12 protein-coding genes and 1 tRNA gene are annotated in these 14372 nt (G+C 67.8%); 9 read left to right on the top strand and 4 right to left on the bottom strand.

What is annotated here, in order from left to right; genetic code table 11:
* Positions 1 to 77: 77 nt before the first annotated feature.
* Positions 78 to 160, bottom strand: a tRNA-Leu gene (locus Q9R02_RS07210).
* 326 nt (positions 161 to 486) lie between these two features.
* Between Q9R02_RS07210 and Q9R02_RS07205 the strand changes: the two genes are divergently transcribed.
* From Q9R02_RS07205 to pknB, 7 genes are all read left to right on the top strand, one after another.
* Complete coding sequence (locus Q9R02_RS07205) at positions 487 to 1221, top strand: FHA domain-containing protein (protein ID WP_305995977.1); 735 nt, start codon at positions 487 to 489, stop codon at positions 1219 to 1221.
* Positions 1218 to 1709 (top strand): FHA domain-containing protein FhaB/FipA, encoded by a 492-nt coding sequence (locus Q9R02_RS07200; protein ID WP_305995976.1) that lies wholly within the window; start codon positions 1218 to 1220, stop codon positions 1707 to 1709. The genes Q9R02_RS07205 and Q9R02_RS07200 overlap by 4 nt, the downstream gene beginning before the upstream one ends.
* A gap of 62 nt (positions 1710 to 1771) precedes the next feature.
* Positions 1772 to 3337: a PP2C family protein-serine/threonine phosphatase gene (locus tag Q9R02_RS07195; protein ID WP_305996093.1), complete on the top strand. Its 1566-nt coding sequence runs from the start codon at positions 1772 to 1774 to the stop codon at positions 3335 to 3337.
* Entirely contained in the window at positions 3334 to 4770 is a 1437-nt protein-coding gene (locus Q9R02_RS07190; protein WP_305995975.1) for an FtsW/RodA/SpoVE family cell cycle protein, read from the top strand. Before Q9R02_RS07195 ends, Q9R02_RS07190 begins: the two co-directional genes overlap by 4 nt.
* Positions 4771 to 6231 carry a peptidoglycan D,D-transpeptidase FtsI family protein gene (locus Q9R02_RS07185; protein WP_305995974.1) on the top strand — a complete coding sequence of 487 codons (1461 nt, stop codon included), beginning with the start codon at positions 4771 to 4773 and terminating at the stop codon, positions 6229 to 6231. It abuts the gene before it with no gap.
* On the top strand, positions 6228 to 7931 hold the full coding sequence (locus tag Q9R02_RS07180) for a protein kinase domain-containing protein (RefSeq protein WP_305995973.1): 1704 nt from the start codon (positions 6228 to 6230) through the stop codon (positions 7929 to 7931). Before Q9R02_RS07185 ends, Q9R02_RS07180 begins: the two co-directional genes overlap by 4 nt.
* Before the next feature lie 3 nt (positions 7932 to 7934).
* Positions 7935 to 9851, top strand: a complete 1917-nt coding sequence (gene pknB, locus Q9R02_RS07175) for a Stk1 family PASTA domain-containing Ser/Thr kinase (protein ID WP_305996092.1) — start codon at positions 7935 to 7937, stop codon at positions 9849 to 9851.
* Positions 9852 to 9917: 66 nt separating this feature from the next.
* On the opposite strand, the gene Q9R02_RS07170 is transcribed toward pknB, so the two are convergent.
* From Q9R02_RS07170 to Q9R02_RS07160, 3 genes are read right to left on the bottom strand one after another with little or no spacing between them, the layout of a single operon-like run.
* Complete coding sequence (locus tag Q9R02_RS07170; RefSeq protein WP_305995972.1) at positions 9918 to 10556, bottom strand: anthranilate synthase component II; 639 nt, start codon at positions 10554 to 10556, stop codon at positions 9918 to 9920.
* Positions 10553 to 10723, bottom strand: a complete 171-nt coding sequence (locus Q9R02_RS07165; protein WP_305995971.1) for a hypothetical protein — start codon at positions 10721 to 10723, stop codon at positions 10553 to 10555. The genes Q9R02_RS07170 and Q9R02_RS07165 overlap by 4 nt, the downstream gene beginning before the upstream one ends.
* A 5-nt stretch (positions 10724 to 10728) precedes the next feature.
* Complete coding sequence (locus Q9R02_RS07160; protein WP_305995970.1) at positions 10729 to 11535, bottom strand: class E sortase; 807 nt, start codon at positions 11533 to 11535, stop codon at positions 10729 to 10731.
* A 124-nt stretch (positions 11536 to 11659) separates the two neighbouring features.
* Between Q9R02_RS07160 and Q9R02_RS07155 the strand changes: the two genes are divergently transcribed.
* Positions 11660 to 11911, top strand: coding sequence for a cell division protein CrgA (locus Q9R02_RS07155; RefSeq protein WP_305995969.1), 252 nt, complete (start codon positions 11660 to 11662; stop codon positions 11909 to 11911).
* Positions 11912 to 12200: 289 nt separating this feature from the next.
* Positions 12201 to 14243, top strand: a complete 2043-nt coding sequence (locus tag Q9R02_RS07150; protein WP_305995968.1) for an NADPH-dependent 2,4-dienoyl-CoA reductase — start codon at positions 12201 to 12203, stop codon at positions 14241 to 14243.
* The last annotated feature ends 129 nt before the right edge of the window (positions 14244 to 14372 follow it).

Genomic DNA, 14372 nt, shown 5'->3' with positions numbered 1-14372 from the left:
ACAAATGTGACGGGCTCAGGCGCCGTTTCCAGGCAACAAAAAACTCCCGGTTCACATGAACCGGGAGTTTCGATTTGTGCGCGAGGGGGGATTTGAACCCCCACGCCCTTTCGGACACTGGCACCTGAAGCCAGCGCGTCTGCCGTTCCGCCACTCGCGCGCACTTTGCCTTCACCAGCGGTGAAAGCAACGGGATCAATAATAACCATGTTCTGCCCGGAAAGTGAAATCGTGGTGGACGGGGAGGTTTTCCCGGCGCCCGGAACGGGCTCCGGGCCCCGCCGGAACAGGGCTCCGGACTTCTCCACTCCAGGTCTGAGCCCCGGTGAGAGCCCGCTGGGAATTCCCCCTCCGCGACCCGTCCGGACCGTCCCGGGGTAGGGCCGGAACGAGCCTGGACAGTAGTATCGGAACAACCGGCAGGCATCCCGCCACCGGCCGTCATGGGGCCGCACCCCGCGATCATCAGGCAGGAAGGAGAACGGCATGGGTCTGCTGGACCGTGTGGAGCGGGGCCTGGAGAAGGCCGTCCGTGGTGTGTTCTCCTCCGGCGGCAAATCACAGGTGCAGCCCGTGGAGATCTCCAGCCGTCTCCGCCGGGAGATGGACAACAAGGTCCTCACGGTGTCCACGAGCCGCAGCATCGCACCGAACAGCTTCGAAGTCCTGCTCAGTGACATGGACTACGCCCGCGCCGAAGAGTGGGGAACGGCCCTCGCGGAAGAACTGTGCGACGTCGTCATCGCCCATGCCCGAAGTCAGGGCTACACCTTGCCCGGCCCCGTCCGAGTCGCCTTCGTCCGGGAATCCTCGCTGAAGGCGGGCGCATTCACGGTGACGTCGCGGGCAGACAAGACGGAGACCTCTTCCGGCGCCCCACGGCGCCCGGCACCGGCGCGGCAGCCCGCGCCCGCCAGGCTGCAGCCCGTCCTCGACGTCGGGGACCAGCGCTACTCGCTGAACGCTCCGAGCATCGTCCTGGGCCGGGCCTCGGACGCGGACATCCCGGTCGAGGACACCGGAGTGTCCCGCCGGCACCTTGAGATCCGCACCCAGGGCGACACCGCCTGGGCCGTGGACCTCGGATCCACCAATGGCAGCTACGTGAATGGCCAGCGCCTGGACGGCAGCATCGAACTGACGGACGGCTCCGTCATCACCATGGGGCGCACGCGCCTGATCTTCCGGCTCATTCCGGCCGGCCCGGGGAGGAATGCATGAGTGAACTCAGCGACCTGACGGTCACCGCGCTCCGCTTCGGATTCCTGCTGCTGATCTGGGTCCTGATTTTCAGCATCGTGGCCGCCATGCGCAGGGACCTCATGATCGGCGGAACGGCCAAGACCGGAGCCCCCACCGCACGCCAGCTGCGCAAGCATCCGGAACTGGCCCAGGCGCAGCCCCCGGCTCCCAAGCAGCACGCCCGGCTCCTGATGGTCACGGAAGGACCGTTGGCCGGAACCCAGGTGGAGCTCGCCGCGAGCCCCGTCCTGCTGGGCCGCGCCCAGGAGGCCACCCTGGTCCTGGAGGACGACTACGCCTCGGGACGTCACGCCCGCCTGTTCCCGCAGGGCAGCCGCTGGTTCATCGAGGACCTCGGATCCACCAACGGCACGTATCTGGGTGACCAGCAGCTCACCCGCGCCCTTCCGGTGGAGCTCGGAGTCCCGATCCGGATCGGCAAGACGGTCATCGAGTTGAGGCCCTGACCTTGGCATCCGACAAGAAGACGCCAGCCCCGGCGCCGGAACCCTCCACGCCTGAGCTGGTCATGCGCTATGCGGCCCGCTCCGATGTGGGCCTGATGCGCGCCAAGAACGATGATTCGGCGTACGCGGGCCGGCACCTCGCCGTCGTCGCCGACGGCATGGGCGGCCACGCGGGCGGCAATGTCGCCTCCGCGTCCACCGTCCTGGATCTGATCCACCTGGATCACGACGACTACGACGGCGACGCGGGCACCGTCCTGGCCGACGAGATCCAGACGGCCAATTCGATCCTGTCCCAATTGGTGCACGTGGACCCTCTGCTGGCCGGCATGGGCACCACCGTCACCGCACTGCTGCTGTCCGAGGGCGAGCTGCACTTCGCCCACATCGGCGATTCCCGCGCCTACCGTCTCCGCGACGGCAAGTTCGAACAGCTCAGCGTGGACCACACCTTCGTTCAGCGCCTGGTGGATGAGGGCCGGCTCCGCCCTGAGGAGGCGGAGACCCACCCGCACAAGAACGTGCTGATGCGCGTCCTGGGCGATGTGGACGCGAGTCCCGAGCTGGATCTGAGCACCGTGGACATCCGCGAGGGCGACCGCTGGCTGCTCTGCTCGGATGGCCTGAACTACGTCCCGCACCACATGGTGGAGGCCGTGATCCGCGGGACCGCCTCGGTGGCCCGCGCCGCCGACCAGCTCGTCGAGCTGACGCTCGCCGCGGGAGCCCCGGACAACGTCACCGTGATCGTCCTGGACCTGGTGCCCGACGACGACGGCGGGGCCACCGCCGTCGTGCCGCCCGCAGCGGCGGAAGCCGCGGCGCCCGCTGACGCGGCCGGGGAGCCCTCCAAGCAGGAGGATGAAGATGGGAAGACCCCGGCGGACCCCCCGTCCACAGGGCTGACCACCAGCACCGTGCTCCTCGCCCCGCCGGCGGCGGACGACACACGGACGGATCCCAATCTGGGCGCGCACCTCACGGCCGAGGTCCTGCGCCTGGAGCTGGAGAGCCGCCCCCACGAACTGGTGGGCGCCGCCGCCCTGGCCCTGGAGACGGGGAAGGTCCCGAACATCGCGGGCCGTGCCGTCGCCCGGCGGGCGGCCTCCATCCTGACCCACCGCCAGGAACGCGAGGACATCGAGCTTCCCCAGGACGCGGTCACCCAGGGGCGCCGGCGCAGGCACTGGTTCCGCTGGGTGGTGGCAGGCCTCCTCGTCGCCATCGTCGTTCTGGGCGTGTGGTTCGGATACGCGTGGACGCAGACCCGCTACTACGTGGGAGAGGCGGACGGGCGAGTGGCCATCTACAACGGGGTGTCTCAGCAGCTCGGGCCCATCAAGCTCTCCACCGTCCACTCCATCACGGACCTCCAGGTCAGCAGTCTGCCCCCGTTCTCCCAGCAGCGGGTCCATGAGACCATCGCGGCCAATGATCTCTCCGATGCGGAACAGATCGTCAAGAGCCTGACGCTGGATCTCAACTTCGACGAACGCGGATGCCCCGGCCCGAGTGGCAGCCCGACGGCCAGGCCCTCGGCGTCTGGAGGGGCCACCGCCACGCCCACCGCCAGACCCACCCCATCCCCGTCGGGATCCCCCGCCAACGCCTGTGGAGGTGCCGGATGAGTACAGCCCTCACCGACTCCGTGGTGGTCAAGCCGCGCCGCAACATCGAGCTGGTCCTGCTCGTCCTGGCACTCCTGGTCGGGATCGGCGCCAGCGTGCTGTCCAGCGTCAACAACCCCGGCTCGCTCAACGGGTCCTTCTGGTTCCAGTCGAGCCTCCTGGCCGTCGCATCCCTCGCGATGCATATAACGCTGCGGATCAGGGCTCAATATGCCGATCCGTTTATACTTCCGGTGGCCGTGGCCCTCAATGGTCTCGGTCTGGCCATGATCCACCGCTTGGACGGTTCCAAGGGCACGGCCGGGGATAACCAGCTCCGCTGGACGCTGATCGCCGTGGCCTGCACCATCGTCCTGATCTGGGTGCTCAGGGATCACCGGCGGCTGCGCGGATTCACCTACATCTCGCTGGCCGTCAGCGCCGTGCTGCTGGTGCTTCCAATGGTCCCCGGCCTGACCGCCGGCGACATCAACGGCGCCCAGTTGTGGATCCAGATCGGCCCCTTCACCTTCCAGCCCGCGGAGATCGCCAAGATCACCCTGGCCATATTCTTCGCAGGGTATCTTTCCGTGAACCGGGACCTCATCCTGCTGGCCGGCCGCAAGATCGGTCCGCTGCAGCTGCCCCGCTTCCGGGACATGGGCCCCATGCTGGCGGCGTGGGCCGTCAGCATCGGCATCCTGGTGCTCCAGCGGGACATGGGCACCTCGTTCATGTTCTTCAGCCTCTTCATGGTCATGATCTACGTGGCCACGGGACGCGTCAGCTGGGTGGTCATCGGGCTGATCCTCATCGCCGTCGCCGGAACGGTGGCGGCCCAGCTCTTCACCCATGTGAAGTTCCGCATGGAGAGCTGGTACGACGCGTTCGACCCCGTGATCTACAACCGAGATCCTGGAGGAAGCAGCCAGATCGTCAACGGCCTCTTCGGCATGGCGGACGGCGGTATCTTCGGCACCGGCCTCGGCCAGGGACAGCCGTATCTGGTGCCGTATGCCAACAGCGACATGATCATCGCCTCCTTCGGCGAGGAACTCGGCTTGATCGGCCTGGCCGGCATGATCCTGCTCTACCTTCTGCTCATCACCCGTGGTTTCCGGGCGGCTCTCGGCGCCCGCGATTCCTTCGGCAAGCTGATGGGCGTGGGGCTCTCCTTCGTCATGGCCGTGCAGTGCTTCGTGGTGATCGGCGGCGTGACCCGCCTGATCCCGCTCACGGGCCTGACCACCCCGTTCCTGGCTGCCGGCGGCTCCTCGCTGCTGGCCAACTGGATCGTGGTCGGTCTGCTGCTGATGATCTCCAACACCGCCCGCGGACCGGTGGACACGAGCCCCCTGCACCATGGGGATGACGATTCGGCCGGCGCGTCCGCACCGCCGTCCGGAGACACCGCTCCGATCAGGGACACCCACGTCACCCAGGAGGTGAGCTGAGTGAATCAAGCCATCCGCAACGCATGGATCGCCACCGTGGTCCTCTTCGCCCTCCTCTTCGGCGCCGTCAGCTACATCCAGGTGATCGGTGCCAGGGATCTGAACACCAATCCCCTCAACACGCTGGCCCTGACCCGCAGCCTGTGCAACGACCGCGGCACCATCCTGGCCGGCGGCCAGCCCATCGCGGAGTCGGTCGCCGGCAATGAGGCCTGCAAGTCCAAGCGCAGCTACCCGGACGGCGCCGTCTACGCCGGCATCACGGGGTACTACTCCACCAATGGTTCGCAGGGCTCCACCGGCATGGAGCGGAGCATGAACAGCGAGCTCACGGGAGCGTCTGATCAGCAGTTCCTGGACCGTGTCCGGCAGCTCTTCCTGGGCAAGCAGCCCCAGGGCGCCAATGTGGAGACCACCCTGGACCCCAAGATCCAGAAGCTGGCCTACGGCCTGATCCCGGACGGCGTCCAGGGCTACATCGTGGTGCAGAACCCCAAGACCGGTGCCATCCTCGCCATGGTCTCCAAGCCGTCCTATGACCCGAACACCGTGGCCACCCTGGACCGGAGCGCGGCAGCGGCCGCCAAGGCCCAGCTGGACGGGACACAGGGCATCAACCTGTACCAGAACGTCTCCGGACCCACGGGTGCACTGCTGTCCCCGGGCTCGGTGTTCAAGCTCGTGGACACCGCCGCGGCGCTGGAGTCCGGGAAGTACAACAAGGACTCGGTGCTGCCGAACCCGGCGCAGATGTCCTTCCCCGGCATCGACTACAAGCTGCCGAACTACGCCGGCGGCCAGTGCTACACACAGACCCAGGCCAGCTTCGCCTTCGCCCTGGCGAACTCCTGCAACACTCCGTTCGCCGGCATCGCCCTGGATCTCGGCGAGAACAAGATCGCGGACAAGGCCAAAGCCTTCGGCATTGGGCAGGATCCCGGGGATCAGCTCCACCTCGACTATGGGAAGGGCAAGTTCCCCACCGGCCTGAACCAGCCGCAGCTGGCGCAGTCGGCCATCGGGCAATTCGACGTGCTGGTCACGCCGCTGCAGATCTCCATGCTCACCAGCGCCATCGCCAACGGCGGCGTCCAGATGAAGCCGGAACTCGTCAAGACGCTCCGGGCGCCCGATCTCCGGGTGATCACCGAATACCAGCCCGAGGCCCTGCGGACCGCCACCACCCCGGCTGTGGCCCAGCAGATCAATGACTGGATGGTGGGCGTGGTGGACAACGGTCTCGCCGCCGGTGCGGCGGTCCCCGGCGTCAAGGTCGCCGCCAAGACCGGCACGGCCGAGCTTGGGAACGGCCTGAACAACTCCTGGTTCACCGGGTTCGCCCCGGCGGACAATCCCCAAGTGGTCGTCACGATCGCGATCCACGGCGTCGACGTGGCCACCGGGGCACAATTGACCAGTCCAAACGCGAAAAAACTCTTTGAGGCGGTGTTGAACAAGTGAGGCCCACGTCTGGAATCACTCTCGGCGGGAGGTACCGTCTGACCACGCGCATTGCGATCGGCGGCATGGGCGAGGTCTGGAGTGCGCAGGACCAGGTCCTGGGCCGCACGGTCGCCATCAAGATCCTCAAGGAGGAGTACACCGGGGACCCCGGCTTCCTGGAGCGCTTCCGCAATGAGGCACGGCACACGGCGCTGCTGAACCACGAGGGCATCGCCAACGTCTTCGACTACGGCGAGGAGGCCGGCTCGGCGTATCTCGTCATGGAGCTGGTCCCCGGAGAGCCGCTCTCCACCATCATCGAGCGTGAGCACGTCCTCACGCCGGATCTGACGCTCAACATCATCGCCCAGACCGCCCGGGCCCTCGCCGTCGCGCATGAGAAGGGCCTGGTGCACCGCGACGTGAAGCCGGGCAACCTGCTCATCACGCCGGAACGGCAGGTGAAGATCACCGACTTCGGCATCGCACGCCTGGCCGATCAGGTGCCGCTGACCCAGACCGGCCAGGTCATGGGAACGGCCCAGTACCTCGCACCGGAACAGGCCACCGGACAGACCGCCACCGGATCCAGCGACATCTACTCACTGGGCATCATCGGCTACGAGTGCCTCACGGGGCACCGCCCGTTCTCCGGGGAGTCACAGATCGCGATCGCCCTGGCCCAGGTCAACGATGCACCGCCGCCGCTGCCGGATTCCCTGGCCACCCCGATCCGCGCGCTCCTGATGTCCATGCTGGCCAAGGACCCCGCCAACCGCCCGGCGAACGCCGTCAAGCTGTCCGAGGCCGCCGAGGCCATCCGCCGGGGCGACATCTCCACGGCACACCGGGCGGTCCCCGGCATGTTGCTCTTCGAACAGAGCACGGGCCCCATCACGGCACCGGTGGACGTCCAGCAGACGGCGGCCACCACTGTGGTTCCGCAGTCGCGCACGACGCCGGCCACCTCGGCCATGCCGGTGGTCCCCGCAGCGGAGATCGCCGCGGAACACAGCTGGCTGACGCAGGACGAGGAGGACTACCAGGAGCCCACGCCGGAACCGCGCCGTAAGCAGCGCAGCCCGTGGGTCTGGCCGATCGTCGCCCTGGTGGTGCTGCTGGTCCTGGCACTTCTCGGATTCTGGCTCAACGCGATGGGCCTGTTCGGAGGAGCCACCCAGCAGACGTCGTCGGCGCCGCCGTCGGTCACGCAGACCACGCAGAGCGAGACCCCCAGCGCGACTCCGTCCACGGTCGCCATCAATCTCGCCGACTACGTGGGCCGCCCTGTGGACGAGGTCCAGACGGCCCTGGAACGCCTCGGCCTGCAGGTCAGCGTCGACAACGTCGCCTCGGACAAGCCCGCCGGTCAGGTCACCGGAGTCAGCCCCACCGGCGTGGTCGAGAAGGGCAGCCTGATCACGGTGACCGCCTCCAAAGGCCCCGCACCGGTCAACGTGCCCTCCATCCCGCCCGGACCCAGCGGTTCGGTCACGGATGCGCAGGTCCAGGCGGCGCTCACGGCGGCGGGGCTGGTTCCCGAACCGACCCAGGGCTCGGCCCGGTCCGGCAGCCTCACCTTCATGAACCCGGCTGCGGGCGCGCAGGTCCCCGCAGGGTCGAAGGTGAGCTACACGATCACGGCGCCGGAGCAGCCGAGTGCGACTCCGAGCGCTCAGCCGACTCAGACCCAGCCCGTCCCCACCCCCAGCAAGTAGCGTATCCGCGCCTTCCTGACGAAACAGAGCGAGGAGATTGACCTGGCCACCGGCACCCGCGTCCTCAATGGGCGCTACCAACTCGGCGATCTGATCGGTCGCGGCGGCATGGCCGACGTGTACCGGGGTACAGACCTGCGCCTGGGCCGGGACGTCGCCGTGAAGGTCCTGCGCGCCGATCTGGCCCGGGACCCGCAGTTCCTGGCCCGTTTCCGCCGTGAGGCTCAGGCCGTCGCGGGGCTCAACCACGTCTCCATCGTCGCTGTGTACGACTCCGGTGAGGAGTCGCAGGGAGACGGCCAGGACGGGGTCCGTGCCCCCTACATCGTCATGGAGATGGTGAACGGCCATTCCCTGAGGGATCTGCTGAGGCAGGGCCCGCTCTCCGTGGACCAGGCCATCGAGTACACCCTGGGAGTCCTGGCCGCGCTGGAGTACAGCCACAAGGCCGGCATCGTGCACCGGGACATCAAACCCGGCAACGTCATGGTGGTGGGCGAATCCGGTGCCGTGAAGGTCATGGACTTCGGCATCGCCCGGGCCGTGACGGATTCCTCCGCCACCATGACGCAGACCCAGGCCGTGGTGGGCACGGCCCAGTACCTCTCACCGGAGCAGGCTCTCGGCGAGAAGGTGGACGCGCGCAGCGACCTCTATTCGGCCGGCTGCCTGCTGTACGAACTGCTGACCGGCAAACCCCCCTTCCAGGGAGACAGCCCGGTCTCGGTGGCCTATCAGCACGTCCAGGGCATCGCGTCCCCGCCCAGCAAGCTCAATCCTGACATCGACGGCGCCCTCGACTCGGTGGTCGCCAAGGCGCTGCGCAAGCGCCGCGAGGACCGTTTCCAGGACGCGGCGGCGTTCCGGCGCGCCCTGCGTGCCGCGCGCGGCGGTGTCGCCGTGCACGACGTCGATGCGGACGCGACGGCGGCCCACGCCGCGCTGCCGGCGGCCGCCGCCCTGGCCACCGAGGCGCTGCCGGCGGTGGCCGCGGAACAGCCGTCCGCCCCGGCCACCCAGACGCTGAGCGGGGTCCCCGACGACGGCCCGCTGACCCTGACACACGATCAGCTGCGTGGCCTGCTGCCGGAGATCCGCAACCTGCCCGAGGTCCAGCAGGCGCAGCGCAAGCGACGGCACCGCCGCGGGCTGATGGTGACCGTGTGGATTTTCGTGCTGATGATCCTGGCCGGCGCCGGCTTCGGCGTGTACGCCTGGCTCACCCGGCCGATCCCACCGGAGATGGTGGCCGTGCCGTCGGTGACGAACCTCAGCTCCTCCGAAGCCATGCAGAAGCTGTACGACGCCCATCTGCAGCCCAAGTCGCAGTTCGTCGCCGACCCCACCGTGCCGAAGGGCTCCGCGATCAAGACCGATCCGCCGGGTGGACAGAGCGTCCAGATCAACTCTTCGGTGAAACTGTTCGTCTCCAACGGCCCGTCGTCGTTCCAGATGCCCACGGATTTCGTGGGCCAGACCGAGGCCACCGTGCGTGACCGGCTACGGGATCTCGGGCTGAGCACGATCATCAAGACGACTCTGTCTTACAGCTCCACGGTCCCTGCCGGCATCGTGATCACCACCAAACCGGCCCCGGGCCAGACCGTGGGAGTCAACGACCAGGTGGAGATCATCGTGTCCAACGGCCGGGTCGAGGTCCCGTCCCTGCTCGGGAAGACCCTTGACGAGGCGACCGCCGCACTGAAGGATCTGGGCCTGCAGGCCGTCCCGAACTACGTAGACAGCACAACCCTCCCGGCCGGCCAGGTCACGGCGCAGAGCGTCGCGGCGAAGGGCTCCATCGAGCAGGGTGGCACCGTGACCCTGACCGTGACGCAGAAGCCGACACCCACCCCGACACCGACGCCGTCGGACACCACCACCTCCCCGCCCCCGGGGAACAAGAACTCCCAGGGCTGAGCGCCCAGGACGGAAGAAGCCCGGCTCCTTCGGAGCCGGGCTTCTGTCATCTCACCGCGGAGAAGATTACTTCCTGATCAGCGGGGACAGGCTCGTGGCGCGCTCCGCGGCACCCGTGAGGCCCACCGACTCGAGCCAGTTCCCCAGCATCTGGTAGCCGCCCTCGGTCAGGACGGATTCGGGGTGGAACTGCACACCGCAGAGCGGCGCGGTGCGGTGCCGCAGCCCCATGATGACGCCATTGGCGGTCTGGGCCGTCACCTCCAGCACGGGTGGGATGGAGTCGTTCTCGGCGGCCAGCGAGTGGTAGCGGGTGGCCGTGAACGGGGACGGGACACCGGTGAAGAGCCCGTCGTCACCGTGCTCCACCTGGGAGGTCTTGCCGTGCATGAGCTCCGGCGCATGGGAGACGGTCCCGCCGTAAGCCTCAGCCAGGGCCTGGTGGCCCAGGCAGACGCCCAGCATGGGCTTGGCATTCTCGCCGCACCAGGTGATGAGGTCGATGCACACGCCCGCCCCTGCGGGGTTGCCGGGGCCCGGCGAAACGAGCACGCCGTCGCGGGAGGAGGCGAGTTCGATGGCCTCCTGAAGCGAGACGTCATCGTTGCGGACCACCGTGGTCTCCGCGCCGAGTTCCTGGAGGTATCCCACCAGCGTGTAGACGAAGCTGTCGTAGTTGTCGATGACCAGGATTGAAGTGCTCATGAGTGCTGCTGCGAACCAATCGTCGAGTCGGTGAAGGAGGTGAAATGGGCCATCCACGGGAAGAGGTACTGGACCATGAGGAAGAGCGCCGCAGTCACCAGGATCAGGGACTGGATGATCTTCAGCCAGAGGGGGCCGGGCAGGTGCCGGAAGATCCATGCGTACATCCGCGTCACCCGTTCCCTGCGTTGTGCGCCACCCGGGCGGCGATCTCCTGGGGCGGGCCCGCGCTCAACGGACGCCAGCTCTCCAGGGCGGAGTAGGCGATGATGCGCTCCTCCGAACCGAATCGGGGATTGCAGCTGGTCATGGTCATCAGGCGCTCCTTCGGCCGGGCCTGGGGATCTGTGGGGACGGGCAGCAGGACGTCCACGCGCCGGGGCAGCACGATCTCCGTGTTCCGGTAGACGTAGGTGTAGTACCCCTGGCGGGTCTGCACGTAGACGTGGTCGCCGGGCTGCAGGAGGTGGATGTTGTCCAGCACGGCACCATGGGTCTGCCGGTGCCCGGCCAGCGCGAAGTTCCCCACCGCACCGGGCATGGACGTCTGGTCATAGTGGCCCAGGCCCAGCGTGTCCAGGACATCCTGACTGGTCCCCTCGATGAGAGGCCGGGAGTAGTCGGCGCCGAAGCGGGGGATGTAGACCACCCCGATCATCTCGCCGTGGCCCGCCGGCTGAGTCACGGGGATCTGGCCGAAATCCTCAGGGGACCCGGGCTTGGGGGGCTTCACGGGGGCCGTGGGACCCTTCAGGTCCCGGGCGAAGTTCTGCACCGCCTGGTCCTGCTGGTGGTCCGCCACCACGTTGGTCCACCAGAGGTCCCAGCCCACGAACAGCAGGAGGATCACGCCGACGGTCAGAAGGAGTTCGCCAAGCACCTGAATGGTCTTGCGCACCAAAGCCTCCTTACGTGACCGATCGTTCCACTTCACGTCGGCTGCACGCCCTGAGAAGGCGTCGGCTCCAGCGGCTACCATGGAGAACAGACCGCTCGCGCCCCGGCGTCGGCGGCCGGTCCTTTCGTGTCTTTGCAGGATACCAAGACCGGCCATTCGCCCGGGTATGCATGAAGCACTGAACATGTGTCACTGAAGGAGATCCATGCCCGAGTCCAAGCAGCGCCGCCGGCCCAAGAGCCAGGGGTCCCCGAAACAGGAGAAGGCGATCAAGCCGACCCCCGGCTGGTACAAGATCCTCATGTTCGGTCTGATGATCGTGGGGCTCCTGTGGATCATGACCTTCTACATCTCCAACGGCGTCTATCCGGTGCCGGCCCTGCAGATGTGGAACATCGGCATCGGCTTCGGCCTGCTGCTCCTCGGCTTCCTCATGACCACCCGCTGGCGCTCCTGACCGTCCGCCTTCCTCCGGACGCCGTTCCGGCCGTATCCAGGCCTGGGACGGCGTCCGGCGTTTAACGACCGCCACGGGTGAACGGTGGGAATCCACAAAACCACAGGCGGGTTATCCACAATGGGGACAAAACTGTGGGAAAACCATGTGGAACCGTCCGGACCATGCGCGGAGAGCCGCTGAGCATCGCGCGACTTACACGGGTGTAAGTTACCCACAGTGGGGAAAAGCTGTGGAAAAGAACACACTCCCCCTGGCCGAATAAGTTACTGGTCAGTAACATAGAGCTGTGAACCACAGCGCCTCGGACACCGCCTACCCCCTGCTCTTCAGCCCGCTGACGGTGGACGGCGTGCAGCTGAAGAACCGCATCATCATGGGCTCGATGCACACAGGGCTGGAGGACCGCCGGAAGGATGCTTCCGCACTGGCCGCCTTCTACGCCGAGCGTGCCCGGGGCGGCGCGGGCCTGATCGTGACCGGTGGATACGCACCCAGCATCAGCGGGTGGCTGGCACCGTTCGGCTCCAGCCTCCACTCACGCGTGCAACTGGCCCAGCATCGCCTGGTCACCAAGGCGGTACATGCGGCCGGTGGCCGGATCGCACTCCAGATCCTCCATGCCGGCCGCTACGGTCATCACCCGCTCATCACCGCGCCGTCGCGCCTGAAAGCGCCCATCACCCGCTTCACCCCGCGCGAGCTGAGCGAACGCGGCGTCCGCCGTGAGATCCGCTCCTTCGTGCGCACCGCCCGCCTGGCGCAGGCCGCAGGATACGACGGCGTGGAGATCATGGGCGGTGAGGGCTACTTCATCAATCAGTTCCTGAGCGCCTCCACCAATCACCGTACGGACGCCTGGGGCGGCACTCCGGAACGACGACGCCGGCTGGCCGTGGAGATCGTCTCCGGCATCCGCGCAGCGGTGGGCGGCGGCTTCATGGTGATCTTCCGCCTCTCCATGGCGGATCTGGTGCCCGGCGGGCAGACCCGTCACGAGATCCTGGACCTGGCCCGTGAGCTGGAAGCCGCGGGTGCCGGCATGTTCACCACGGACATCGGCTGGCACGAATCGCGAGTCCCCACCATCGTCACCTCCGTCCCTCGTGCGGCGTTCACGGAATTCACGGACGACGTGGCACGCGCAGTCGGCGTCCCGGTGGCCGCATCCAACCGCATCAACATGCCGCGGGTGGCGGAGGACATCCTGCAAGGGACCGCCATCCGGGCCGTGTCCCTGGCCCGCCCCATGCTCGCGGACCCGGACTGGTCCCTCAAGGCCGCCGAGGGCCGGGAGGACGAGATCAACACCTGCATCGGCTGCAATCAGGCGTGCCTGGACCACGCGTTCGCCGGCCGGAAGGTCAGCTGCCTGGTCAATCCGCGCGCGGGCAGGGAGCTGAGCCTCATCCTCGGCCCCACCGTGCTGGCCAAGCGCGTGGCGGTGGTCGGGGCCGGGCCGGCCGGACTGTCGGCGGCGGTCACCGCGGCCGGCCGCGGCCACCGGGTGACGCTGTTCGAGGCGGACCCGGTGATCGGCGGCCAGTTCGGCATCGCGCGGGAGATCCCCGGCAAGGAGGAGTTCGAGGAGACCCTCCGCTATTACGGACGGCAGCTGGAACTGCGGAACGTCGAGGTGAGGCTCGGCACCCGGGTCACGGCGAAGGAACTCGCCGGCGCGTTCGACGAGGTCATCCTGGCCACGGGGGTGACCCCGCGGATCCCCGCCATCCCAGGCATCGAGCATCCCAGCGTGATGAGCTACGCGGAACTGGTCCGTGGCACCCGCCGCGCCGGGGACCGTGTCGCCGTGATCGGGGCCGGCGGAATCGGTGTGGACATCTCGGAGTTCCTCACCCACGCCTCCTCGCCCAGCCTCGACGCGCCCCTCTGGCGCCGGGAGTGGGGAGTGAGCATGGACGCGGAGATTCCGGGCTCCCTGCAGGCGCCGGAACACGCTCCCAGCACCCGCACGGTCTATCTGCTGCAGCGCCGGGCCGGGAAGATCGGTGCCGGACTGGGCAAGACCACGGGCTGGGTGCACCGCGCCTCGCTGCGGGCGAAGGGCGTGGAGCAGCTGAGCGGGGTCAACTATGAGCGGATCGACGACGACGGCGTCCACCTGAGTTTCGGGCCGGAACGGAAAGACGCGCGCATCCTGGCCGTGGACAGCGTGGTGATCTGCGCCGGCCAGGAGTCCGTCACGGAGCTGGCCGCCGAGCTGAAGGAGCTCGGGCAGAAGACCCACCTCATCGGCGGGGCGGCCCTGGCCGCCGAGGTCGACGCGAAACGTGCCATCCGCGAAGGCACCGAACTCGCGGCATCGCTCTGAGGGACCGTTGTGCACACAAGTGAGTGCCCACTCCGAGTTGCCCACACCCTCTGCATAGATCGTGACCAAGTTATCCACAGCTGTGGACACAATCTGTGGGAAACCGCCGCGTCCCGCGTCATTCCGCGG

This window comes from Arthrobacter horti, assembly GCF_030731045.1.
Lineage (GTDB): Bacteria > Actinomycetota > Actinomycetes > Actinomycetales > Micrococcaceae > Arthrobacter_E > Arthrobacter_E nanjingensis.
The sequence above is the reverse complement of the archived record's forward strand: the minus strand, read 5'-3'. Positions and strand labels throughout refer to the sequence as shown.

What these genes read in the sequence shown, in the direction of transcription:
- Q9R02_RS07195 (WP_305996093.1), top strand. Translation starts at nt 1,772, where the DNA reads ATGCGCTATGCGGCCCGCTCCGATGTGGGCCTGATGCGCGCCAAGAAC.
- Q9R02_RS07190 (WP_305995975.1), top strand. Translation starts at nt 3,334, where the DNA reads ATGAGTACAGCCCTCACCGACTCCGTGGTGGTCAAGCCGCGCCGCAAC.
- Q9R02_RS07205 (WP_305995977.1), top strand. Translation starts at nt 487, where the DNA reads ATGGGTCTGCTGGACCGTGTGGAGCGGGGCCTGGAGAAGGCCGTCCGT.
- Q9R02_RS07170 (WP_305995972.1), bottom strand. Translation starts at nt 10,556, where the DNA reads ATGAGCACTTCAATCCTGGTCATCGACAACTACGACAGCTTCGTCTAC.
- Q9R02_RS07165 (WP_305995971.1), bottom strand. Translation starts at nt 10,723, where the DNA reads ATGTACGCATGGATCTTCCGGCACCTGCCCGGCCCCCTCTGGCTGAAG.
- Q9R02_RS07200 (WP_305995976.1), top strand. Translation starts at nt 1,218, where the DNA reads ATGAGTGAACTCAGCGACCTGACGGTCACCGCGCTCCGCTTCGGATTC.
- Q9R02_RS07155 (WP_305995969.1), top strand. Translation starts at nt 11,660, where the DNA reads ATGCCCGAGTCCAAGCAGCGCCGCCGGCCCAAGAGCCAGGGGTCCCCG.
- Q9R02_RS07160 (WP_305995970.1), bottom strand. Translation starts at nt 11,535, where the DNA reads ATGGTAGCCGCTGGAGCCGACGCCTTCTCAGGGCGTGCAGCCGACGTG.